The sequence below is a fragment of the Pseudacidobacterium ailaaui genome (genome assembly GCF_000688455.1).
In the GTDB taxonomy this organism is placed as follows: Bacteria; Acidobacteriota; Terriglobia; order Terriglobales; family Acidobacteriaceae; genus Pseudacidobacterium; species Pseudacidobacterium ailaaui.
The window spans coordinates 3,480,353-3,504,933 of sequence record NZ_JIAL01000001.1 but is presented as its reverse complement, the minus strand read 5'-3'; the positions used below and the strand labels follow the sequence as shown (position 1 = coordinate 3,504,933).

Here is a 24,581-nt window from a genome sequence, read left to right as displayed (position 1 = left end):
TGCTCCTAAGCATACTACTTTTTACTCATTTTCAGGTTCGGGGCCTGTCAATAATTTCATCCACTATGCCATATTCCTTGGCTTGTTGCGCGTTCATGATGAAGTCCCGCTCCACGTCGCGTTCAATCCGCTCAAGGGGCTGCCCCGTATGTTTCGCCATCAGCTTATTCATAATTTCGCGGATGCGAATGATTTCTCGCGCATGAATATCAATGTCGGTTGCCTGGCCAGAAAGTCCTCCCATTAACGGCTGATGGATCAGAATGCGGGAGTTTGGAAGCGCGAAACGCTTCCCTTTGGTCCCGGCCAGAAGCAGGGTCGCTGCCATGCTCGCTGCCTGTCCAATGCAATAGGTCACAACATTGTTCTTGATGAATTGCATTGTGTCATAGATGGCCAGTCCTGCCGTAATGGATCCGCCAGGGGAGTTGATGTACAACTGGATGTCCTTCTCCGGATCCTCGGCCGAGAGGAAGAGCATCTGCGCGATGATCAGGTTTGCCACCTGATCGTCAATCGGCGTTCCCAGAAAAATAATGTTGTCACGCAGCAGACGGGAATAAATATCGTAGGCGCGCTCGCCCCGGTTCGTCTGCTCAATCACCATGGGTACTAATGCCATCTTCTCCACTCTTACCCCGGGAACGAGACCTCCCGGATCGCTTTCGGTTTTGTTGTGACCTACCGTCCTTTGCCAGGCCCCGCAGCAGAAAAAGGATCATCGCTGCCATTCTCTGCTGCTGGCCAGCAAAACGGAGCGCATGGACGCAAGGGTTTAAGCAGTCAGCTTTTCATAAAGCAGATTGCCTGTCTTTTCTCGACGAATTTGTTCACGGATTCTAGCGATACCACCGTTCTCCGTCAATTGGCGACGTAGGTTCTCCAGTGGCTCGCGCGTCTGCATGGAGTAAAGTTCCAGTTCGCGGTCCAGTTCTGCATCTGTGACCTCAACTTTTTCCTCCTCCGCAATGCGGTCCAGCAGCAGGGAACCCTTCACTTCATTGACGGCTGCATCCCGCTGGGCCTCTCGCAAACGCTCGAAGTTGAGTTTGCGCATATCGTCGGTGCGCATTCCCTGGGCCGCAAGAGCACGAAGACCCCGGTCAAGCCTGGCGTCCACCTGCTGCTGCACCAGTGATTCTGGAACAGGGAACGAGAATCTGCCGAGTAACGTCTCGATAATCTTGTCTTTGGTCTCGGCCTCAAGCCTGCGTTTCTTGTCGTTTGCCAGGTGTTCCTTCAGCTTTTGCTTGAAGTCTTCCAGGCCTTCATACTCCCCAAACTCTCTGGCAAGTTCGTCGTTCAGTTCGGGGCGCACCTTTTTCTTGATTCCCTTGACTTCAATCTCGTACGAGACGGTTTTGCCAGCCAACCGGCGTTCTCCGAAATCCTCCGGATAGGCGACTTCAAATTTGAGTTGCTGTCCTGGTTTTGCTCCGCGTAAAGCATCGTTGAAGGCGGGCAGCGTGTTCTGGCCGCCCACTTCCAGCAGCACGTCCTCGCCGCTAATCGGCTGTTGTTCTTCTTCGCCCTGGAATTCTCCGCGGAAGGTAATCTGCGCCCAGTCTCCATCTGCCAGCGGACGATCTTCAGTTACCGGCTCCATCGTCGAACGCGAATCCACAATGCGCTCCAGTTCGGCATTCAGTTCGGATTCGGTCAATTCGGTATCGGGTCGGGGAATACGGACATCCTGATAGCCCGCGATCGAAAATTCCGGAACGACCTCAAAAACAGCCTTGAATCGGAGCGGCTCCCCTTCTTCCAGATGAAGGTCTGTTACCTGCGGTTGCGAGACTGGCCTCAGCCCCGCCTTGTCAATGGCTTCGCGGAAATGCGCAGGGAGCACGGCCTCGACCACGTCCTGCCGGATTAGGTCGGAAAACTTCTTTCGGATGACTGACTCAGGCACCTTGCCAGCACGGAAGCCCGGAATGCGCGCCTGCTTTTGATATCGTTTGGTGATGCTGAGGAACGCTCGTGAAACCTCGTCTGCAGGAACTTCCACTTCTACTTCGCGGGTGCATTCAGGATTCAGGCTCGGGGCAGAGGAGCCGTGATGGCTGTGGTCGTGGCCCTGTTCGGAACCTGTTTCGGGGGTGGTCTCAATGGTCTCTGTTGAACTCAACGTAATGCCTTCCAAGGATTGTTCTGCTTTTTCAGAAATGGCGGTTGGGACAAATTCAGATGCCATTTCTGCAAAGAAAACAGACTGATTTCTCCCTTTATGGTACGGGCCTGGAATGAAAGGGTCAAACGTGCGGAAAAGAAGGGCTGTGCATATCTTGCCGGCGTCCATTTCATGCCGACTCCTTCACCATGGTTTGTTGAAGGCCTATGGGAATGGTAAGGCTTGGGATGTTCCGGGACCGTAGAATGTTTGCACAATTTCTTGCGCAAAACGCTCGTTTCCTGCATACTTGAAAGAGTGCTTTGGGTGCCAGCCCAGGGCAAGTCAACTGTACCACGGCCAGCCAGCAAAATCGGCTGTGCGGTGGGAGACGAGGATACATGGCCAGAAAAGTCAGCAAAAATATTGCGAAGGCGCGTGCTGCTGTCGAAAAGCGCCCCTATGCCCTGCAGGAAGCTGTTCCGCTTCTGCAGAAGGTGAAATTTGCGAAATTTGATGAAACTGTGGATCTGACGCTCCGCCTGGGTGTGGATCCCCGCCACGCCGATCAGATGGTGCGCGGTACCGTCGTGCTGCCGCATGGTTTGGGTAAGACCAAGAAGGTGGCTGTGATCACTTCCGGCGAGAAGCTGCGCGAGGCCGAATCGGCCGGCGCGGATATCGTAGGCGGCGATGAGCTGGTCGAAAAGATCCAGAAAGAGAACTGGACTGATTTCGATGCCCTGATTGCTACTCCGGACATGATGAAGTCTGTCGGACGTCTGGGTAAGGTGCTCGGGCCTCGCGGCCTGATGCCGAACCCCAAGACGGGCACTGTGACCACCGATGTTGCTTCGGCGGTAAAAGAGATCAAGGCGGGTAAGGTCGAGTTTCGCACCGACAAGACGGCCTTGGTGCATGTTCCGGTGGGCAAGATTTCCTTTCCGCCCGAAAAGCTGGTGGAGAATGCTCTGACCGTTATTACCAGCGTAGTGCGCGCAAAGCCCTCCGCTGCAAAGGGCAAATACATCAAGGGGATTACGCTCAGCTCGACGATGGGTCCTGGCATTCCGCTCGATGGGACGATTGCGGACCAGGTCGCGAAGGCCTGATTCGAGCGGGGCTTAAGCTGCCGGTTCCCTAGCCGCCGGCAGGCAAATTGAGGGCCTTTGGGTTCCGCGCATTAGCGCGACGCATTTCAGTGGCAGGCTAGAGGCAAACAGCTAGAGGCATATCATGGCATTGACCAAGGCGAAGAAGGTAGAAAAGGTTTCGCAGCTTGCTCAGGAGCTGCAGGGTTCGACCAGTGCAATTATCGGCACATTTGCAAGGCTGACTGTGGCTCAGGATTTTGAGCTGCGTAAGACAGTCCGTGCTGCGGGAGGACGTTACCGTGTTCTTAAGAACAAGTTGGCGGCCCGTGCGGCGCAGGGGACGCAGATTGAAGCGGCGCTTCAGGGCTTGAAGGGCGTTTCTTCTGTGGCTTATACAAGCGGCGATCCGGTCGCTCTGGCCAAGGCGCTTTCCACCTGGGTGGCGGAAAACGCTGAATTTACATTTAAGCTGGGCATCATTGATGGCAAGGTGATTACGGTTGATGAGATTAAGCAGCTTGCCACCATGCCCGGCAGGGAAGAGATCTTCTCGAAGCTGCTCTTCCTGATCAATGCCCCGGCCCAGCGTCTGGCAACGGTCATCAACGCTACGGGACGCGATTTGGCTGTGGTTGTCAATCAGGCAGTCGAGCAGAAAAAGTTTGCAGAAGTCGCAGGCTGATGGGCGCCTGTGGACGGTGCCGGCCTGATCGCTGCGATGTGAGGTGTGGTGGGCTGGTGGTCATAACGGGATCCGCCGCAGGGGCGCGCGTGAAGGGTGCAGGTCTGGGCACATCGGAAACTTCACGAGGGTTCGGCGGCAACTGGAGCACGGGTGCTCCGGAGTGGTAAACAAATTTCGTATTACGGAGAAAATCAATGGCGGATTTGCAGCAGTTGGAAGATCAGATTGTCGGGCTTAGCCTGCTGGATGCAGCAGCCCTGGTGAAGAAGCTCGAAGAGCGTCTCGGTGTCTCGGCCGCGGCTGCGGCCCCAGTGGTCGTTGCCGGAGCGGGTGCCGGAGCAGGTGCAGCTGCGCCTGCGGCGGCAGAGCAGACTGAGTTTACCGTCATCCTGAAGGATGCGGGTGCTAACAAAATCAACACGATCAAGGCCGTGCGCGAAGTCACCTCGCTGGGTCTGAAGGAAGCTAAAGACCTGGTAGATGGCGCGCCCAAAACCCTCAAGGAGAACGTCAGCAAGGAAGATGCTGAGGCGATCAAGAAGAAGTTTGAGGGCATTGCGACCATCGAAATCAAGTAGTTACGTTTCCTGGCTGGGGAATATGCGCTGCGCTTGGGCGGCTGCATAAATCCCTGATAAAAGTCAAGGAGGCAAGTTGCATACCAAAGCGGGATGCGCTATGATGAGAAGTGCGCATCCCGCCCCGTTTTTCTTTTCGGGGCGAATTTGCGGAGGTCGTTCACGGATAAGTCCTGCGCGAAGAAGAATTTGCGCAAATTTATCCAATAGGTTTTTAGATAGAGGAATCTTTCCGGCACCGGTTGGTTGCCGGCGCACCTGTGGGAGAAAGCGGCGGGCCTGCTTGTGCGAATTCAAATCAGCTGTAGGGCGGCATCAACGGTTTCAACGCGGCGGAAGCGAAACATTCTGTATTTCAAAAGTGCACAATCCGAGTTGTGGCGCTCGTAAGACGTCTTGTCTTTACGGGCCTTTCGTGTTTGTGCGTGCATTTCGCCTGCTTCTTGCGCCCTGTCTGGTACCCCGCCTGAGGACGAACTGCTTCAGCACCTCAGTTTGACGTTTTGTTTTTAACGTGAGGTTGCTTGAAGATGCAAGCCCCGGAAGTGTGGAAACTCCGGGAATGATGTTTCCTGCGTTTCATTTTGGGAGCGCAGGAGTGCGGATGAATCTTTACTGCAACGGCGGGCGAGGGACGCCGCTGCAGTTCTGACATCAGGACATGCTGCGTGGCCTGGACAGCATGTCAAGTCCCTTGCGTATACGGGCCTCAGGAGTGAAGCATGCCGAACGAGAAGCGCGCGATTCGCAGACGTCTCGATTTTTCCAAAATCCCAACAGCGATCAAAATTCCCAACCTTATCGAAGTGCAACGGCGTTCCTATGAGCGCTTTTTGCAGATGGACAAACTGCCTTCCGAGCGCGAAGACAATGGTCTTCAGTCTGTCTTTACCTCGGTTTTTCCCATCACTGATTTCCGCAATATCTCGCAGTTGGATTTTGTGGACTATTCGATCGGAAACTGGGAGTGCAAGTGCGGACACCTGAAGGGGCTGCATCACCTGCGCACTGCCTGCGTGCACTGCGGCGCCATGGTGATCACCGATCCATTTCATCCTGGAGATGTGCTCTGCCACAAGTGCGGCACTTATAACAAGAACACCCCGGACTTCTGCAATAAATGCGGCGACCCTGTCGGCCTGCAGCTGAAATATGACCAATCCGAGTGCGAGGAGCGCGGGATGACCTACTCGGCGCCTCTGAAGGTCACCGTTCGCCTCACGATTTACGACAAGGACGCGGAAACCGGCGCCAAGACCATAAGAGACATCAAGGAGCAGGAGGTCTTTTTCGGCGACATCCCGCTGATGACGCAGAATGGCACCTTCATTGTGAATGGTACCGAGCGCGTCATCGTTTCGCAGTTGCACCGCTCTCCTGGCGTCTTCTTTGAGACGGCCAACAATCGCACGTACTTCCTTGGCAAGATCATTCCCTATCGCGGTTCCTGGGTCGAATTTGAATACGACCAGAAGAACACGCTCTATGTCCGCATTGACCGTAAGCGTAAGTTCCTGGGTACGATCTTCCTGCGCGCGCTGGGGCTGAAGTCGGACGAAGAGATTCTCAAGACTTTCTACACGGTGGACAAAATCAGCGTCCGTGATGGGAAGCTCTTCTGGACCGTTGAGGCAGACGCGGAAAAGGGCACGCATCTGCTTGGGGCCAAGCCGGCCCATGCCATTGTTGTGAAAGGCGAGGAGATTGCCCATTCCGGACGCAAAATCACGCCTTCGATTCTGAAGGCCTTGCGCCAGCACAAGATTGGCGAAGTTGAAGTCGAGACCGCGGAACTGGATGGCGCGGTCACCGCAGCGGATGTGATTGACACGACGACGGGCGAGGTCTTCCTTGAGGCCAATCAAGAGCTGACCGCCGACAAGCTGCACAAGATCATGCAGAGCGGCGTCAGCACGCTGGAAGTCTTCTTTCCTGAGCGCGATGATGTGGGAAATATCATTACCAACACGCTGCGTCGCGACTCGGTCCGTAAGCCGGAAGAAGCGCTCATTGAAATCTACCGCAAGCTGCGCCCTGGCGACCCGCCGACCCTCGATACGGCCACGGCGCTGTTTGAAGGTATGTTCTTCGATCCGCGCAAATATGATTTCTCCCGCGTAGGACGTCTGAAATTCAATATCAAGCTCTATGAGGACCAGGACGCTACGCCTCTAGACCGCCGCACCCTTACGCCTGAGGACTTCTATGCGACCATCCGGTATCTGCTGAAACTGCGAAAGAACATCGGCATTGTGGATGACATCGACCACCTGGGCAACCGCCGCGTGCGCGCCGTGGGTGAATTGATGGAAAACCAGTTCCGCATTGGTCTGGTGCGCATGGAACGCGCCATCAAGGAAAAGATGAGCGTGTACCAGGAGATGTCCACTGCGATGCCGCATGACCTTATCAATGCCAAACCGGTCATGGCCGCCATCCGCGAATTCTTCGGCTCATCGCAGCTCTCGCAGTTCATGGACCAGACCAACCCGCTGTCAGAGATTACGCACAAGCGCCGTCTCTCCGCCCTGGGGCCGGGTGGTCTCTCCCGCGAGCGCGCCGGATTTGAAGTCCGCGACGTGCACCCCACACATTACGGGCGTATCTGTCCAATCGAGACACCGGAAGGCCCTAACATCGGCCTCATTAGCTCGCTTTCCTGTTTTGCGCGCATCAACGAGTATGGCTTTATTGAATCGCCGTACCGTCGTGTACGGGATGGCCGCGTTCTGGACTATGTTCAGATCACCAATGCAGGTGAGAGCGGTCTGCGCGTTGGGGACCATCTGGAAAAGCAGGAAGCCATTAGGCTGAACAACCAGCTCAAGAAAGACAAGAAGCGCACCCTTGAATTTGAGCCTTTTTCCTTCTATCTCTCCGCTTGGGAGGAAGACCGCCACACGATTGCTCAGGCCAATATCGAGCTCGACGACGAGGGCAATATTGTCGAGGAGCTGGTAAATGCCCGCCGTCAAGGCAATTTTGTGCTGGTCAACCGAAATGAGGTGGACTATGTGGACGTCAGCCCGAAGCAGCTTGTTTCGGTGGCCGCTTCGCTGGTGCCCTTCCTGGAGCATGACGACGCCAACCGCGCTTTGATGGGTGCAAACATGCAGCGCCAGTCGGTCCCGCTGCTCGTTTCTGAGGCTCCTCTGGTAGGTACCGGCATGGAAGGCGTTACGGCGCGCGATTCCGGGGCCGTGGTTCTGGCCCGCCGGAATGGCATCGTGGACTCGGTAGACTCCGAGCGCATTATTGTGCGCGTAGAGGGCGAGCACCATCCCACGCAGCTGTCGCGCGAAGTTGGTTCGGACATCTATCAGCTCATCAAGTTCAAGCGGTCCAATCAAAACACATGCATTAATCAAAAGCCAATTGTCCGCAAGGGAGACCGCGTGGTGAAAGGGCAGGTGATTGCGGATGGCCCTTGCACGGAACAGGGAGAACTGGGTCTGGGCCGCAATGTGCTGGTCGCCTTCATGCCCTGGCGAGGATATAACTTCGAGGACGCCATTCTGATCTCAGAAAAACTCGTCAAGGACGACTACTACACCTCCGTCCATATCGAGGAATTTGAGATTGAAGCGCGCGATACGAAGCTCGGGCCGGAAGAAATTACGCGTGATATTCCAAACGTCAGTGAACATGCCCTGCGCGACCTGGACGAAAGCGGCGTCATCCGCATCGGTGCCAAGGTCAAGCACAACGACATTCTTGTCGGTAAAGTCACGCCCAAGGGGGAAACGCAGCTGACTCCAGAGGAGAAACTGCTACGCGCCATCTTCGGGGAAAAAGCAGGTGATGTTCGTGATGCTTCACTGACCTGCCCTCCGGGTATTGAAGGGACGGTCGTGGACGTGCGTATCTTCTCCCGCAAGGGACAGGAAAAGGACGAGCGCGCCAAGCAGATCGAGGCTGAGCAGGTGGCCAAGCTGGAAAAGAACCTTGCCGATGAGATTCGTATTCTCACCGACGAGCGCCTGAAGCGCCTGGAAGCCATTCTGGGTGGCAAAGAGGTGTTGGCTGACCTGCATGATGAGCGTACGAATAAACGTCTACTGACGAAGGGTACGATCCTTGATCGCGACACGATCGAGCTGATCTCGACCCGGAACCTGAAGCGTATCCGCTATGCAGACAAGGACCCGCGCGTAAACGAGCAGATTGACGAAATCGAAGAGATGACCTCGCGCCAGATTGATGTCCTGCGCAAGATCACCAATGAGAAGATCGCCAAGCTGCAGAAGGGCGATGAGCTTGCTCCCGGCGTGATAAAGCTGGTCAAGGTATACATCGCCATGAAGCGTAAGCTCTCGGTGGGTGACAAGATGGCTGGACGCCATGGGAACAAGGGTGTCATCTCGCGCGTGCTGCCTGAGGAGGACATGCCGTATCTTCCCGATGGCACACCGGTGGAGATTGTCCTCAACCCTCTTGGCGTGCCTTCGCGTATGAACGTCGGTCAGATCCTTGAAACGCATCTCGGCTGGGCTGCGCATGAGGTGGGCAAACAGGTTGCCGCGCTGGTCAATGAATACAATGACGTGGCACGTCTTCGCGAAGCGGTAAAGGAGAAGTTCGCCAACACCGCCGTGCTCAAGTATCTGCTGGATCTGGATGATGAAGAGCTGGTCCGTGTCTGTGCCGGTATGGAGCGAGGTGCCTGGTTCGGGACCGCCGTGTTCGATGGAGCCAAAGAGACGGAAATCAAGGCACTGCTCAAGGCTGCCGGGCTGCCAGAGTCAGGGAAAATCCACCTCTATGACGGCATGACCGGCGAGCAGTTCGAGCAGCCGGCGACTGTAGGCTACATTTACATGCTCAAACTCTCGCACCTGGTCGACGACAAGATCCATGCCCGTTCGATTGGGCCATACTCGCTGATTACGCAGCAGCCGCTGGGTGGCAAGGCGCAGTTTGGCGGACAGCGGTTTGGAGAGATGGAAGTCTGGGCGCTGGAAGCTTATGGTGCCGCCTACATCCTTCAGGAGCTGCTCACCGCCAAGTCCGATGACGTCTATGGCCGTACCAAGATATACGAAGCCATCGTCAAGGGCGAAGCTGCAATTGAGCCTGGTGTTCCGGAATCCTTTAACGTGCTTGTCCGCGAGCTGCAGGCGCTCTGCCTCGATGTGGAGCTGATTAAGCAGGTCGGCGATGAAGCCAAAAAACAGCCGCTGCCAACATTTGTAGCGGCCGATTAGCTGTGGCCTTGATCTGCTGACCTCCAGTTTTGGGTCAGCAGAAGAGGCGAGGACCGAAGATTGAGCAGCGTGATTGAGGCGCTGCAAAAAGAACAGAAGTTAACGCAGCAATAGCCAGAGGCTAGAAGCTGTAAGGAGGGTCACCTTGTACCGTTCCAGCCCGTTTGAATTGACCAACCCGATCACCGATTTCGATGCGATCCGCATCTCGCTTGCTTCGCCCGAAAAGATCCGCAGTTGGTCCCATGGCGAAGTCACCAAGCCGGAAACCATTAACTACCGCACCTTTAAGCCGGAGCGCGACGGGCTTTTCTGTGCCCGCATCTTCGGTCCTGTCACGGATTGGGAGTGTCTGTGCGGAAAATACAAGCGCATGAAGCATCGCGGCGTCATCTGCGACAAGTGCGGAGTGGAAGTCACTCTGTCCAAGGTCCGCCGCGAGCGCCTAGGACATATTGAGTTGGCCAGCCCTTGCTCGCACGTCTGGTTCTTCAAGGGACTGCCGTCGCGCATCGGCCATCTGCTTGACATTTCTCTGCGCGATCTTGAGAGCGTGCTCTATTTTGAGAGCTACGTGGTCGTGGATCCGGGCGACTCGCCCACCCGCGAGCGGGAAATCATCAAGGACGAAAACCGCTTCCGTGAACTCGACCAGCAGTATCGTCCTACCGGCTTTAAGGCCATGATGGGCGCTGAAGCCATTAAAGAGCTGCTGAAGCGCGTCAATGTGGACGAGCTCGCCATTGAGCTGCGCGAGAAGATGAAGGCGGAGACTTCACTCCAAAAGCGTCTGAAATACTCCAAGCGCCTCAAGGTCGTCGAGGCGTTCCGCAAATCGGGCAATAAGCCGCAATGGATGATCCTGGACGTGATTCCGGTCATTCCACCGGAATTGCGTCCGCTGGTGCCACTGGATGGCGGCCGTTTTGCCACCTCTGATCTAAATGACCTTTATCGGCGCGTCATTAACCGCAACAACCGCCTTAAGAAGCTCATGGACCTCCATGCTCCTGAGGTCATTGTGCGCAATGAAAAGCGCATGTTGCAGGAAGCCGTCGATGCTCTGTTTGACAACGGACGCCGTGGACGTGTGCTGCGCGGGGCGAACAACCGTCCGCTCAAGTCACTCTCCGATACGCTCAAGGGCAAGCAGGGACGTTTCCGTCAGAATCTGCTGGGCAAGCGCGTGGACTACTCCGGTCGTTCCGTGATTGTCGTTGGTCCAGAGCTCAAGCTGCACCAGTGCGGTTTGCCGAAGAAAATGGCGCTTGAGCTCTTCAAGCCTTTCATCTATCACCGTCTGGAGCAGACCGGCCACTGCACCACCATCAAGCAGGCCAAGGAGATGGTCGAGCTGCAGGAACCCATCGTGTGGGACATTCTTGAAGAAGTCATTAAGGACCACCCGGTGCTGCTGAACCGCGCCCCCACCCTGCACCGCCTCGGCATTCAGGCATTTGAGCCTGTGCTGGTGGAAGGCAAGGCCATTAAGATTCACCCGCTTGTCTGCACCGCGTTCAACGCAGACTTTGACGGTGACCAGATGGCCGTCCATATTCCGCTGTCACCGGAAGCGCAGGTCGAGGCCAGCGTGTTGATGCTCTCCTCGCACAATATTCTTTCGCCGGCGTCTGGTCAGCCGATTACGGTGCCGACGCAAGACATGGTGCTCGGTCTCTATTACCTTACCAAGGCCAAGAAGGGTGCGAAGGGGGAAGGGCGCGTCTTTGCTAATACAGAAGAAGTCCTGATGGCGCTGAATGCGAAAGAGGTCGAGACCCTGACTCCGATTCGCCTGCGCTACACCGGCCGTGTGTTGGACATGACCACTGCGTATGATGATCAGGACCTCCTTCATACGGAGCCGGTCGATTATGACAAGCAGTACATCTCGACGACCGTAGGTCGCGCCATTCTGAATGATGCGCTGCCTGAAGGGATGCCTTACGTCAATGGCCTTCTCAAGAAAAAGGGAATCGGTCAGCTCGTCAACTATTGCTACCTGAATCTTGGTCTTGAGACCACGGTCAAGATGCTCGATCGCATCAAGGAGCTTGGCTTCCAGTATGCAACGCGTTCGGGCCTCTCTGTTGGACTGGACGATATGGTCATTCCAGAGACCAAGTACTCTCTGGTGCGTGACGCTGAAAAGCAGCGTTTTGCCATCCAGCAGCAATATCTTGATGGCGCCATCACGAACGGCGAACGCAATAACAAAGTCATTCAGTTGTGGTCAGCGGTCACGGAAAAAGTCGCTGACGAAATGTTTGACAATATGAAGAGCGCGGACAAGGAAGGGGCCATGAACCCGATCTACATCATGGCCGATTCTGGCGCCCGCGGTTCAAAACAGCAGATTCGACAGCTCTCCGGTATGCGCGGGCTGATGGCCAAGCCGTCCGGTGAAATTATCGAGACGCCCATCACCGCCAACTTCCGCGAAGGCCTTACCGTGCTCGAATACTTCATCTCGACGCACGGCGCGCGCAAAGGGTTGGCAGACACCGCGCTTAAGACCGCTGATTCGGGCTACCTTACCCGCCGTCTTGTGGATGTGGCCCAGGACGTGATCGTCAGCGAGCATGACTGCGGTACTGTCGAGGGCATTTACGTTACGCCCATTGTTGAGTCCGGCGAAATCATCGAGCCTCTGCGCGACCGCATCATCGGTCGAGTTTCGCTCGAAAAGATCAAGGACTACGAAGGCAACGTCATCGTCGACGTCAATCAAGAGATCAACGAAGACCTTGCCTCGCAGATCCAGGCTGCCGGCGTGGAGCGCGTCAAGATCCGCTCCGTGCTGACCTGCGAATCGCGTCGCGGCGTCTGCGTGCTCTGCTACGGGCGCAATCTGGCAACAGGACGTTTGGTGGAGCTGGGTGAAGCCGTCGGCGTCATCGCTGCACAGTCCATTGGCGAGCCGGGGACGCAGCTTACCATGCGCACCTTCCACATTGGTGGAACGGCCTCCCGTGTGGCGGAGCAATCGCGACTGGATGCCAAGAATGCTGGCACAGTCCGCTTCATTAATATGGTTACGGTCCGCTCCAAACAAGGGGATCTGGTAGCCATGAACCGGTCTGGCTCCATCGCCATTATTGATGACCGCGGTCGCGAAAAAGAGCGCTACCAGGTGGTTTATGGCGCTAAGCTGAAGGTCGAAGATGGGCAGAAGGTCGAGATTGGCCAGGCCATGGTGGAGTGGGATCCCTACACCTTTGCCATCCTTACCGAGATTGGCGGCACAGTCCAGTTTAAAGACCTGCAGGAAGGCATTACCCTGCACGAAGAAGTGGACGAAGTGACCGGTCTCTCCCGCCTGGTTGTGGGCGACTCACCGGATGAAAAGCGCCAGCCGGCGATCGTGATCAAAGGAGCGAAAGGCAACAAGCGCTACCTTATGCCCTCACGGGCCCACCTCATGATCCAGGATGGGGACGAAGTATTCCCCGGTGACGTTTTGGCCAAGATCCCGCGTGAAACCACACGGACCAAGGACATCACTGGTGGTCTGCCTCGTGTTGTCGAGCTCTTCGAGGCCCGCAAGCCGCGCGAAACGGCTATCATCTCTGAGATTGACGGCGTTGTGAAGTTCGGTGAAGTCACCAAAGGCCAGCGCCGAATCTATGTCATAGCGGACAACGGAGAACAGAAAGAATACTCTGTCCCGCGTGGTGTGCATATCAATGTTCAGGAAGGTGAACGCCTGCGCGCCGGTGAACCTCTTATGGATGGTCCTCTCAACCCGCACGATATTCTTGCCGTGCTCGGGGAAAAGGAGCTCCAGGCATATCTGGTGAATGAAATCCAGGAAGTCTACCGTCTGCAGGGTGTGGCCATCTCGGACAAGCACATCGAAGTCATCGTGCGCCAGATGCTGCGCTGGGTGAAGATCGAGGAAGTCGGTGATACCAACTTCCTGCTCGAACAACAGGTGGACAAGTTCCGCTTCCGGGCCGAAAACGAGCGTGTCATCGCCAACGGTGGCCGACCGGCCATCGGCCGCCCGCTGCTGCTCGGTATCACCAAGGCCTCGCTGTCTACGGAGAGCTTTATCTCGGCTGCCAGCTTCCAGGAGACCACGCGTGTTCTTACCGAAGCTTCCATCAACGGTGCAGTGGACAACCTGCGCGGGCTTAAGGAAAACGTCATTGTCGGCCGCCTCATCCCGGCCGGCACGGGTATGGAGTACTATCGCAATATCCAGCTCTCGCCGGAGCTAGAGGAAGCTGCTGCCCGTGTCCAGCAGGAAGTACAGGAGGCCTTTGAGGCCGCCGAACGCGAGCTGGAAATGATGCGTCAGGAAGGTGAAGCCGAAGAAATGGCCGCTGAGTAACACCGGCCTTCCTGCCCTATACTCTCAGCCCCGGCACTGCCGGGGCTTTCCTTTTTTTACTGCTGTGATGGGAGCCTTCGAGCATTTTTTGCTGTTCTTGGCTATGACAGGATGTCTGGAATTTCTGTTGACAGGGCCTGTAACCTTAAACAGATGCGAATCTGTCTGGTTATAAAAGGCACATTCCCCAATTTTTTTCTTGCGTAAATTCCAAGCTCCGAGCTAGTATCTCCCCCAACCTCTCTCCAAATTTCCTCCCAGGTGTGAAATCCAACTTTCCGAGGGTGCTTATGCGCATTAAGACTCGGTTGTTGCCCTTGTTTATTGCCTGTTTTGTGACTGTTTCAGCTTCATCCAGTGAGCCTGCCATACAACTCCCGCAGGCCAAGCCTGGATCGCTTTACGCTGTGCAATTGACGATCCCTTCAGGTCTTGGTTATCCATTCCAGGAATGCCACCTGACTGGTGATGCTTTGCCCAAAACCCTCTTTTTTGACTGCGAGCGCTTGCGGTTAAAAGGGCGTATTCCCTCAGGCCTTGAAAGGACCTATCGGGTCACCTTGAGCGTTTCCGATGCACAGGGAAACAACAAGACTTTTGGACTAGTTTTGAAGGTCTCCAGCAAGCCTGAATTTGTAGACCTTGGGGGACCGCAAATAGCTACGAAAGCGAAAGAAGCTCCTCAAGCCACGATTGCGGACATAGATCATAGGTCGGATGTGGAAGTATCAAGGAAAGATTTAACACCCAGTGCTTCACCTGATAACTGGTCAGCATCTTCAGGGCTTCGCTATACGCCGATTTCTGCCACAGAGACATCGGAAGATGCAAGCAATCTTCAGGCTGCCGCAAGACAGCTCACGCAGCCTTCCTTCTCAATCGTGCCTGTCAAAATGTCAGCGAAGAGTCATTCAGTTGTATCCAGATTAAAGGGCCATGCTTTTTTCAACAGTATCAATCTGACTTGCGATCCTGTGCCGGATGAAAACAATGCTGTTGCTGCAGATAGGGTTGCGCAAAGCGACCTGAAAAACAATATACTCGCATGTGCCCATCCATCAAAAACAGCCACAGAGGGAGGATGCGCACAGTACCAAGCCAGCTTGTCAAAAATACAGGACGAGGCAGAGGAAGCCTCTTCAAACTTGAAAGCTTGTGCTGCGCTCGACAGTTCCCTGAACAAAATCGCGAAATTATGGTATCTCGCGCGTGCTGCCGCCTGGGATGCGCTTGTGGCTGATATGAATGCTCGCCAGGATGCGGTGAATCAAAAAACTTATCTTCCTGCCGCAGAACTGGCCCAGCCGATCACGGGCGATCCTTTGACTGCTGCCGTTACTGAAGGTAGTCAGAAGCCCCAAAATCCGTGGGTAAAGGAGCAGGTGGGAGTAGGATCGAGAGTTACCAGTCCGAACTCCGCAGATTATTCAAATAACAGCAATGTCTTGTCGAAGAATGGAATAGGGATGCAGACACCCGCGTTTCTGCTTGGAGCGTCTTTCCAGATGCCGCCATTTGATCGGCATTTCGCATTGCACAAAATGCAATCGAACCATGGCAATAGGTTCTCTGGTCTTGTGCCTACGTCCATTTTCACCAATTTGCAGTTTGCTCCCAACAGCACAAATGTGTTGAATGGATATACATTTGGTTTTGGGTATCGCCTGGGCAACAAAGATAGTCCATTGGACCTTCTGCTAGGTTATGCCCTATCTCCATTCAATGAACCATCGCCTGGATTCAGGGTTGCTGCTGCTCAGGTCGTCACGGCGAATTCCAAGCTGGCCAACCCACTGCCTATCTATCTGCGATACGATGCAGCAAAGATCCTTGATTTTAAGGATTGGCCCGAGGAGTTAGATGGATTTCCTGTTCTGGTCCAAAATCCGGATGGAACTCAAGGCGCGCCAATTTATCCCGGCAACGTTCTGACCACGCATTATCGTGGGGGGCTATTTCTCGGTTTGTCCTTTTCCTATGATTTGTTTGGGCAGCTCTTCCAACCAAAGCAAACAGGATCCTCTTCTGCTGCCCATTAAAGGGAGATTAGATTTAGAGCAAGAAACAACACGTGCGAAGCAGTGTCATGCCGATTTTATCGGCCGCCTACTCGAACACATGGAAGGGTCCGTGGAACGAGGAGAAGTTGGCATCAAGCTCTGGAAAGATCGGGTCTGAGTGTGCGCGATGCCGATGGCAAACTGCTATGTGTAGTTGACGAGCGTCAGGCTCCCCAGTTTGAGAAAGCACCAGAGCGGGAAATTCCTGTTCCGTTTCGTATTGCAGATCCTGTCGTATTCTTTTTGCCGGTAGATGCAAGCCGATGTTCGTTTGTGCAATATTGCTGAATGCGGAGAGGGTCTCGGCCGCCTCATAAAGCTGCTGAAAACCGTTCTAACGTCTGTAATTGACATCCTGCGCGCGCATCGGAATTGGTTCGCCAACCTTTTTCTGCATGCAAACTCTTCCTGCGACTTTCCGGCAAAATTCTGTTCGGCACCAATTTGCTTCCAGAAGAAAATGTATCGGCTTTATTTTCGATTTCTTGAAACTGCCGATGAATCTCATGCCTTGTGTCAGGGCTTGTGTCAGGGAAGGTGGAACAGCGATGGTCTTTACCTGCCCGATGACGTTTTGTTAAAAGTCTAAGGTGAGAACGCTTTGCGGCTGCTCAAGTAAGACGGCTGTCTGGTACGGAATTGCCATTTGCTGTTAATCTTGCGATACTTCGTATAGAGATCATCTTTGTTGAAAATGACGGTACGGTGATTATGGATCCGTATTTCGCTCATTCTGCAGGGCGGGAGTAGTTCAGTGGTAGAACGTCAGCTTCCCAAGCTGAATGTCGCCGGTTCGATCCCGGTCTCCCGCTCCATTTTCAATAAGTTAGCGGTCACGCCCACCCTCAGGATTTCTACTTCTATCCAGGCCGCATCCCTTCAAACATTCCGAAGCTGACGATCAGCCGCTCGCGACCCGGAAGCACACCAAGGGTGCTGCGGATATCGGCAGCAGTCAGCACCCTGAGTTCCTTGCCAAGTTTACACTTCGCCGGTGTATGGAGCGCCAAGGCCGGGTTGTATTCCACACCGCGTTCTCCCAGAGCCAAGTTGAAGATATCACGCACATGGAATCGCAGATGATTCACAACGCTGTTCGGGTGCGGCACGCCGAATCAGCTTCGGACGACCGACAACGACATGGGGGATTGGCGGAATGCCCGAAACGCATCCATTCAGTACGTTGGCAACGTAGGCTTTCGAGCAGCAGTTGAGTGGCTTCACGAAGCGTGAGAATCTCAGGGCCGCTCTTCTCTGGGGCATAGTGATCATTTATGCTTAGCGGTGCGGCCGTCGGTGTCATAAGCTCCCTTTCCGATTCCGTTCCATGTTAGTCTTCGCGAAGTGGTCAACGGCGCCTGTCGGCTTCGTGATTGAAACCGCTGCTCGCAGGACTGCTGGAAACAGAGGGCGCCGCGTCCGTCGAGAACGGAACTACCGCGGTAAGGGCGCGACTGGATCTCCATCGCCTCGCACCAGGGCAGTACTTCTTCGGCATCCGCCAGCCGCCATGGGAATGGACGTACGTGCCGGTGGCCGTGCAATAGCGGCGCACAAAATTGTCTCGATTTGCGCAGTGCGCGGGAATGCAAAGATCAAGCTGCCGGAGCAAGACTTGGCCAGCAATCAACTCCATTCCTAACGGGCTTGCAATTACCACCAACTCCCGCAGCCTTTCAGGGGTGACCGCTGGCAGAACTGACCGACGTGTCACACGAGAGGACGTCATCTCGTCATGGTTTATGAGAGGCAACCATGAGAGAACCCACGATGACAGCGAGACTGGATCCATTTGCCGCCGCGCCTGCGCTCATGCAGGGTTGGCTTGATTTTGGGAAAAACCTGCTCAAGTCCGGATTAGAGGAAAGCCTGATGGAGCTGGTGAAGATCCGCGCTTCACAAATCAACGGCTGTGCGGCTTGTCTGCGGATGCACACTGCAGCCGCCCGGCAAAAGGGCGAGACGGAGGAGCGGTTGTATCTTCTGGACGCGTGGCGTGAATCGCCGCTCTATACGCCTCGCGAACGAGCAGCGCTTGCCTGGACTGAGGCGTTGACGTTGTTACATGAGACACACGCGCCCGACGATGTGTACGACGAACTCAAGAAGCAATTCACCGCAGAGGAGCAGGTGAAGCTCACATTATTGATTGTTGCGATCAACGGATGGAACAGGGTCAACGTAGGCTTCCGAACCGGACATGCGATCGACAGAAGCAAGGAGGCATGATGGCGGATATGGAGGACACTGCCGCGGCTGTATTCGACCCGCTGCGGCCTCAATTGGTGCGCGTCGCGTACCGCATGCTGGGCTCCGTGGCGGACGCGGAGGACGTGGTCCAGGAGGCGTTTCTACGCTGGCTGGAGGCAGATCGCAGCGCCGTACAGCAACCGGAAGCCTTTCTGCGCTGCGTAGTGACCCGGCTTTGCCTCGATTACCTGAAATCAGCGCGAGTCCGGCGCGAAACGTATCTCGGGCCTTGGTTGCCGGAACCGGTGGTGGAGCTGGCGGAGCAGGCAGACAATGTCACGCTGCCGCTGCTTATGGCGCTGGAAAGGCTTTCGCCTCTGGAGCGCGCCGCGTTCGTTCTGCATGATCTCTTCGGGCTCAGCTTCGAAGAGATTGGGCATACGATCAGTCGTGACCCGGCGGCTTGCCGCCAGCTTGCCAGCCGCGCTCGGGCTCATGTCCGAGAGGCCCGGCCTCGGTTTCCTATCTCCAAAAGCCGGTGCCTGGAGATTGCCGATGCATTCTTCGCGGCGACCCGCGGCGGCAACATGGAAAAACTGCGTTCGCTGCTGGCGGAGGACGTAGTGGTCTATTCCGATGGCGGCGGGAAAGTTCCTGCGCTGCTGGAACCTGTTGTTGGGATCGAGAACGTGATGCCGTTATTTGAGTCGCTCGCACGTGTCTTTGAGCGGGAGATGTCGCGGATGGTTCAGCAAGGCTTCATCAACGGCCTGCCGGGGTTCGTCACGGTCGAAAGCAACAATACGCTTCAGACCACCGCGCTCGAAGTCGATGCAGATAAAATTTCCGCGATCTATGTGGTACGAAATCCGGAGAAACTAGAGCACATTCGAGTCTTGATTTCTGGAGCGGGGGAACAGAGCCGTGTCTAAGATTCAAATCGCGATCGTCTATCACAGCGTTTACGGCCATACCAGGCGACAGGCGGAGGCGGTGAGCGCGGGCGCAAAACAGCTATCCTGCGCAGACGTCCTGCTTCTCAATGTCGACGAAGCCGAGTCTCGCTGGGACGATCTTGCTGCGAGCGAGGCCATCATCTTCGGAGCGCCTACCTATATGGGCGGTCCTTCGGCTCGATTCAAGGCCTTTCAGGAGGCGACGTCGAGGGCGGTCATGGCGAAAGGATTTGCCTGGCGCAACAAGATTGCCGCGGGTTTCACGAATTCCGGCGCCCGCTCCGGAGACAAGCTGGCGACGCTCGTCCAAATCGCGATCTTCGCCGCGCAGCACGGGATGCACTGGGTCAATCTCGATCTGCCGTCGGGGAACAACTCGAGCCGGGGGTCGGACGACGAGCTGAACCGTCTTGGCTTCTGGCTGGGCGCCGGAGCGCAGTCGAATGTCGATGAGGGACCGGAAAAGGCACCTCCCGCAGCAGACCTCGCGACAGCGCAGCATCTCGGAAAACGGGTAGCTGAGGTGACCGCTCAGTTCGTGCGGGGGCGCGTATGAGAGTATTCGTCGCAGGCGCGACCGGCGCCATCGGAAGCCGCCTGGTTCCCTTACTCGTCGAAGCAGGCCATCAGGTTACCGGGATGACGCGTTCGAGTAAAAAGGCCGAACAGGTTCACGGGGCCGGGGGAACGCCCGCAGTAGCCGACGCACTCGATCGCGAGGCTGTGATGCGGGCAGTAAAGGCAGCGGCGCCCGCGAGCTCGCCCGCGCTGGGATATTGGAGCACAGACGTAGTGCGGGACTGCGAAAGCTCGAAACCGGACGCGAAAAGACTCGTGAGCGCGGCGAAGCCAATCAGCCGCTTGTAGTGGTTGTCGACGCTGTGCCGCAGCCCGGAGTAGCCTTGCTCGTCCTGACCGGCCATCCCATCGAGGTCGATCGAAGAGGCGTCCGGGCTACAGATCCATGACCTGCGGACTCAGTCGGTCCTCGTCCAGCGCCGCGTCTACAAGGGTGACATCGATTCGCCGAAGACCAAGCGCTCCATCAGAGAGGTCGCATGACCGAGGGCACGCGGGCCCTTCTTCAGGAATGGCTCGAGATGCTTAAGGACCAAACACCCACAGCATGGTTGTTCCCGTCGGAGACCGGGCGAACTCCGCTCAGTCGCGATAATCTCTGGCGACGCAGCATCCATCCGCGTCTGCGAGAGGTTGGGCTTGAATGGGTCAACTTCCAAGTGCTCCGGCGCAGCTACGCGACGCTGTGCCGCAAGGCCGGTATGGACGCCAAAACGCGCGCCGATCAGATGGAGCATCACGTGGATGTGAACGAGAACGAGTACACGATGACGAGCCTGGCGACCCGGTTGGAGGCGAGACGGTAGCTCGAAACTGTAGTAACGCCCGAAAATGTAGTAACAGGTTGTCATCCACTTTCAAGGATGGTTTGGATCCCTCTGGTGCAGTCATCCACGTACATAAAACTGCGAGTCTAAGTCCCATCTCCCCAGATTTCTATCTCATGTTTCCCTGACATCTTTGCCTGAATGACTTTTCTTCAGATCGTTGCCGGGGCCTTTTCGCGCCCGCCCCATCGAGAGGACCGACGACCGGATGAAGGGAGACGGCGGGCTGACCGAGCGGGCGTCGAAGAAGCTCGGGGTTCCGAACTGCTCATGCCCAGCATGGATGGAACCAGACTAGGTTGGAAATCGACCAGGTGCCGCTGTGGCGAGGGAACTATGTCATCGTTAAGCAGTTGGTGGACGATGTCGCGAAGTACTTGTATCTCCCGCGAGTGAAGAACGCGCAGGTGATTTTGGATGCGATCTAGACGGCGTCACCCGCACGACCTGGAGCCTAGACACCTTGCTTATGCGGATTACTACGACGCGACGCCTGATCGTTATCGCGGTCTGGAGGCCAGCCGGAGGGTCTCGGTGCAGTTGGACGGCCACAGCGGGGTGGTGAAGCCGGAAGCGGCGGTCGCGCAGATGGAACGAGAGGCTGCGGCTGCAGCAGGTTCCGCTGGAACAACGCGTCCAATGGGCCCGCCTAGCGACAATACGGAGAGCAGCCCCACAAGGTCTCAGCCAATTGCCGCCTCTGAGCCCAAGAGGGCCGTCCCCCGGCGCTTCCACGGCACAGCCAGGATCGACGCGACCCGCCTTTTCGTGCGATGTGGACCAGATCGCCAGTGCGGTGGTACAACATCTTAGTGATTGCTCGGCGCGAAAGTGACTATGACGCTGGACATCGCGGCTGAGATCCCCTCCGGCGCCCCGAACAACGTGGTTCGGACGCTGACGGAAAACTGCCAGACCTTGAAGTTCGAGAATTGGGGATTCGAGGAGAGCTAAAGGGGCATGGGAATGACCGAATCCATGCAGAGCTTCCTGAAACGTCATGTGTGGCTGGTCAGAGCCGCTCGTCTCAGTTGGCTCAGCCTCATCTTTGCCGCTGCGCTCTACGTGTGCAACCACTACTGGCCGGCTGCCGAAGCCGCCAAATCCTGGTGGTGGACCTTGACCCTCCCAAACGCCATGATCGCTGCTCTCGCCTGGTCCTTTGGCAGAGGCGAGAAGGCGGAGCAGGATATTGTCATGGGTGCCATCGACGCCAGACTTCGCGAGGGGAGGCTAACATCGCCAGAAAAAAAGCTTGCCTTGCGCTTCTATCATGAGTTCCGTGATAAATTGCACGATGCTGTTGTGCACGGAGGATCGTTCAGGCCTGGAGAAGCGCTCCACTTAGTGCTTTGCTCGGACTCCAGGGAATTGCAGGCTGTTCTGCCAAAGTTGCGTTCCGCTCCGTCCGATGTTCCGGCCCTGACTCCTGATCAGGAGAAGACGCTGGCGAGAATCGCCGCCGGCAACGGGCGGTGTGCAGAGGTTATAGTGCAGTGGCTGTTCCTGAGCGGCGGCGAAGCCGCGGTCGAGAAGTTACAGCAAGACGGCATTTTCAAACCCAGTGAGGCAGAAATCTCCGGGTACATCCTGAAATTGCTTCCGAGCCTGCCGGACCTTAAGTATTCCGAGGCGGTCGAGTACCTCAAGTGGCGCAGGCGCCATCTCAAGGGTCGAACGACAGTCTTACATGAATTGCAGGAACGACTGCTCACCTCTGAGGGCCAGACGTTTGAGGATACGGTCGCGGTGATCGGCGGCATCAATGGCGAACAGGGCAAAGCGGCGCTGGATGCGTGCTGGCGGGAACTTCCTCGGGGAGAGAAGCGCCGGCGAGAGACAGTCGATCACGAGATCGCCGCGTTGACGGAACGGCTGAGACTGGCCGCCCAGCCAAGTCTCGCGTGAGGGCGCCCATGGACCTGACCCTGACACCACTGACTCCGATCTGGACCGGCGATGCCGAAGGCATCAGCGGGTCCCTGCGTATCACGGGTTTGATGGGGTCGCTGCGCTGGTGGTTTGAAGGGATTGTGCGGGCCCTCGGCCGCCACGCATGTGACCCGACGGAAGCGGCTTGTCAGTACGATCCCGACCCTAAGAAGAACCCTTTCCACGGCCTGTGCCCGGCGTGTTGGCTCTTTGGGACGACTGGCTGGGCCCGGCGGTTCCGCTTGACCGGTTCCGGATTGCACGCGAGCGACTGGTGCATACGGGCGGCTCCCGAGGTCGCCCCTATACATAAGAACTGGCTGCGCCGTGTGTACAAGCTACCTGGCAGCAAGGTTCTGTGGGGAGATGCGCTTACACTGCAATTCACGCCTCACATTCTCGGAGCCGACGCGCTAGGAGACGCGGATCTTGACAGCGTCTTTTGCAGCCTCCTCAATGCGGTCGCCCGCTTTGGAGCCCTGGCGGCCAAACCGCAAAACGGCTGGGGAGTGATCGCCTGGCGCGAAATGCCGCAATTTGACCGAAAGGCGTTGAGCCGGTTCATCACTGCGTTCCCCGAAGACAGCCGCGAAATGGATGGAATGTTCAACGTCAGGGAAACGGCGTTCCTCAGCTTCGAGATAAGCAATGTCGGCGCTTACGCCGGGGCCACGAAGATACCTTCATCGGCCAGCCCCGATTATCTCAGCCGCGTTCTGCCAATCGCCTACGATATTCGCTACAAGAGCAGCACCGGGAATTTTCGCTCCGGAGCCGGTCGAGATCGGGGCATCCGCCCAGCGCTGAAGAACCTGTTGGGCCGGCGGGCTGAGGAGATCGTGGGCACGAGCGCTCGGAGCGCGAACCGGTCCGCCAGCCGCGTGTTTGTCAGTCATCTATACCGGCGCAAGCCGCAAGAACCGTATCGCCTGAGGTGCTGGGTTCATGTCCCACCGGATCTGGAGCGCCAGCGGCCGGCAATTACGGATGCAATCCAGAACGTCGTCAATGAGATGTTTGCAGGGAACAGGTGCCGAACCTATGGCTGGAGCGACTTTCAGAAGGAGGTCCTGTGAGCGACTATTACGCGGCTTTTCCGCTCTATACACGCGAGCAGGTGCTGGCGTTGGAGAGCGAGTCCACAGACCCGGTTGCGCTCATCGACCTACTGGCGCAAACGACTGCGAGCGAGGACACGAAAATCCTTGGCCAGGACACCTACGCCAGGCTTCTGAAGACGGAGGCGTACCGGCAGCGCCTCGAACGCGGCGCCGCGCTGATGGAAAAACTTGAGATTGGGACGCCGGCCCGTATCGATCTGAACGTTCTGCCGCCTTTATCTTTTTTTCTCCGGGCGGATTTTGCCTTGGAAACTCCCTATCTGAGCCGCGATGATCGCGTCTTTTCCGTTACCGAAAACCCCGTGCGCAAGGACTGGGTTTTCGGCTTGCCGTTGATTGCCGCCACCACATGGAAGGGGGCGCTGCGTAACGCCTGCCTGATCGAAGCTCGCGAGGCTGTGGATAGGCTCTTTGGACCGGAGCCACCGAAGAATTCTCGGGGCGATGAGCCGGCGGCCGCGCTGCATGAGGGCAGGATTTGCACGTTTACTTCATTCTTTACCCAGATCGCAACCGAGATCGTCAACCCGCATGATCGGGTCCGTCGGATTGGCAAGAATCCAATTCGTATCGAGTGCGTGCCCAGGGGTGCACGGAGCCGCCTCGCGCTGTTGTACTTGGCGCTCCCACGCGACGAGCGGCCCCGGAGCCTGACCCTACCCGATTTCCGGAAGCAGGTTGCGGGCGACCTGATTGCGGTTGCCCGCTGTGTTCGAGGTGCGATGCGAGATTACGGCGTTTCCGCCAAGAAGAGTAGCGGCTATGGGGCGGCTACGGATGCGCTGGTGGGCGAGCGCGGAATCATCGAGGTGGCGGGGCTGGATGGAGGCCCCGCCAGTTTCGCCAAGTTCTCGGAACTCATCGAAAGGGCCGAAGCGTTGGCCGCCCGAATTCAGGGGAGCGCGTAAC

General features: G+C 56.5%; 18 protein-coding genes, 1 tRNA gene and 1 pseudogene. 16 read left to right on the top strand and 4 right to left on the bottom strand.

Features of this window, described 5'->3' with window-relative positions:
- Positions 1 to 31: 31 nt before the first annotated feature.
- Positions 32 to 622, bottom strand: a complete 591-nt coding sequence (gene clpP / locus N655_RS0115640; RefSeq protein WP_026443738.1) for an ATP-dependent Clp endopeptidase proteolytic subunit ClpP — start codon at positions 620 to 622, stop codon at positions 32 to 34.
- A gap of 153 nt (positions 623 to 775) precedes the next feature.
- Entirely contained in the window at positions 776 to 2,194 is a 1,419-nt protein-coding gene (gene tig, locus N655_RS0115635; RefSeq protein WP_081823841.1) for a trigger factor, read from the bottom strand.
- A gap of 317 nt (positions 2,195 to 2,511) precedes the next feature.
- Here tig and rplA point away from each other — a divergent pair, with 317 nt between their 5' ends.
- From rplA to N655_RS0115595, 7 genes are all read left to right on the top strand, one after another.
- Positions 2,512 to 3,222: a 50S ribosomal protein L1 gene (rplA, locus tag N655_RS0115630; RefSeq protein WP_026443736.1), complete on the top strand. Its 711-nt coding sequence runs from the start codon at positions 2,512 to 2,514 to the stop codon at positions 3,220 to 3,222.
- Between the two features lie 124 nt (positions 3,223 to 3,346).
- Positions 3,347 to 3,886 (top strand): 50S ribosomal protein L10, encoded by a 540-nt coding sequence (gene rplJ, locus N655_RS0115625; RefSeq protein ID WP_026443735.1) that lies wholly within the window; start codon positions 3,347 to 3,349, stop codon positions 3,884 to 3,886.
- Positions 3,887 to 4,083: 197 nt separating this feature from the next.
- Complete coding sequence (gene rplL, locus N655_RS0115620) at positions 4,084 to 4,467, top strand: 50S ribosomal protein L7/L12 (protein WP_026443734.1); 384 nt, start codon at positions 4,084 to 4,086, stop codon at positions 4,465 to 4,467.
- A 722-nt stretch (positions 4,468 to 5,189) separates the two neighbouring features.
- The gene (gene rpoB / locus N655_RS0115615) at positions 5,190 to 9,671 is read left to right on the top strand and encodes a DNA-directed RNA polymerase subunit beta (RefSeq protein ID WP_026443733.1); all 4,482 of its coding nucleotides are present in this window, start codon (positions 5,190 to 5,192) and stop codon (positions 9,669 to 9,671) included.
- A gap of 145 nt (positions 9,672 to 9,816) precedes the next feature.
- Entirely contained in the window at positions 9,817 to 14,007 is a 4,191-nt protein-coding gene (gene rpoC / locus N655_RS0115610; protein WP_026443732.1) for a DNA-directed RNA polymerase subunit beta', read from the top strand.
- 290 nt (positions 14,008 to 14,297) lie between these two features.
- Positions 14,298 to 16,046, top strand: a complete 1,749-nt coding sequence (locus N655_RS0115605) for a putative Ig domain-containing protein (protein WP_155987625.1) — start codon at positions 14,298 to 14,300, stop codon at positions 16,044 to 16,046.
- 761 nt (positions 16,047 to 16,807) lie between these two features.
- Positions 16,808 to 16,882: transfer RNA gene (locus tag N655_RS0115595), tRNA-Gly, on the top strand.
- 45 nt (positions 16,883 to 16,927) lie between these two features.
- On the opposite strand, the gene N655_RS0115590 is transcribed toward N655_RS0115595, so the two are convergent.
- Entirely contained in the window at positions 16,928 to 17,155 is a 228-nt protein-coding gene (locus N655_RS0115590) for a hypothetical protein (protein ID WP_155987624.1), read from the bottom strand.
- Between the two features lie 682 nt (positions 17,156 to 17,837).
- Between N655_RS0115590 and N655_RS0115580 the strand changes: the two genes are divergently transcribed.
- The 4 genes and pseudogenes from N655_RS0115580 to N655_RS21235 form a co-directional block, all read left to right on the top strand.
- Positions 17,838 to 18,296 (top strand): carboxymuconolactone decarboxylase family protein, encoded by a 459-nt coding sequence (locus N655_RS0115580; protein ID WP_026443728.1) that lies wholly within the window; start codon positions 17,838 to 17,840, stop codon positions 18,294 to 18,296.
- Positions 18,293 to 19,189, top strand: coding sequence for a sigma-70 family RNA polymerase sigma factor (locus N655_RS19430; RefSeq protein WP_081823754.1), 897 nt, complete (start codon positions 18,293 to 18,295; stop codon positions 19,187 to 19,189). Before N655_RS0115580 ends, N655_RS19430 begins: the two co-directional genes overlap by 4 nt.
- Positions 19,182 to 19,769, top strand: a complete 588-nt coding sequence (locus N655_RS0115570; RefSeq protein ID WP_026443727.1) for a flavodoxin family protein — start codon at positions 19,182 to 19,184, stop codon at positions 19,767 to 19,769. Before N655_RS19430 ends, N655_RS0115570 begins: the two co-directional genes overlap by 8 nt.
- A pseudogene (locus N655_RS21235) lies at positions 19,766 to 19,906 on the top strand (NAD(P)H-binding protein); the annotation flags it as partial. The gene N655_RS0115570 and the pseudogene N655_RS21235, both read left to right, overlap by 4 nt.
- Here the strand turns inward: N655_RS21235 and N655_RS21225 are convergent.
- Positions 19,885 to 20,136: a TraB/TrbI/VirB10 family type IV secretion system protein gene (locus N655_RS21225; RefSeq protein ID WP_432757655.1), complete on the bottom strand. Its 252-nt coding sequence runs from the start codon at positions 20,134 to 20,136 to the stop codon at positions 19,885 to 19,887. The pseudogene N655_RS21235 and the gene N655_RS21225 sit on opposite strands and share 22 nt — an antisense overlap.
- Before the next feature lie 135 nt (positions 20,137 to 20,271).
- On the opposite strand from N655_RS21225, the gene N655_RS0115560 reads away from it, so the two are divergent.
- From N655_RS0115560 to N655_RS19425, 5 genes are all read left to right on the top strand, one after another.
- Positions 20,272 to 20,598, top strand: coding sequence for a site-specific integrase (locus tag N655_RS0115560; protein WP_026443725.1), 327 nt, complete (start codon positions 20,272 to 20,274; stop codon positions 20,596 to 20,598).
- Positions 20,599 to 21,036: 438 nt separating this feature from the next.
- Positions 21,037 to 21,432 (top strand): hypothetical protein, encoded by a 396-nt coding sequence (locus tag N655_RS20635; protein ID WP_155987623.1) that lies wholly within the window; start codon positions 21,037 to 21,039, stop codon positions 21,430 to 21,432.
- Between the two features lie 147 nt (positions 21,433 to 21,579).
- Positions 21,580 to 22,527, top strand: a complete 948-nt coding sequence (locus N655_RS0115545; protein WP_026443724.1) for a hypothetical protein — start codon at positions 21,580 to 21,582, stop codon at positions 22,525 to 22,527.
- Between the two features lie 8 nt (positions 22,528 to 22,535).
- Positions 22,536 to 23,627, top strand: coding sequence for a type III-B CRISPR module RAMP protein Cmr1 (gene cmr1 / locus N655_RS0115540; protein WP_155987622.1), 1,092 nt, complete (start codon positions 22,536 to 22,538; stop codon positions 23,625 to 23,627).
- Positions 23,624 to 24,580 (top strand): hypothetical protein, encoded by a 957-nt coding sequence (locus N655_RS19425; RefSeq protein ID WP_049961485.1) that lies wholly within the window; start codon positions 23,624 to 23,626, stop codon positions 24,578 to 24,580. Before cmr1 ends, N655_RS19425 begins: the two co-directional genes overlap by 4 nt.
- Position 24,581 lies beyond the last annotated feature (1 nt).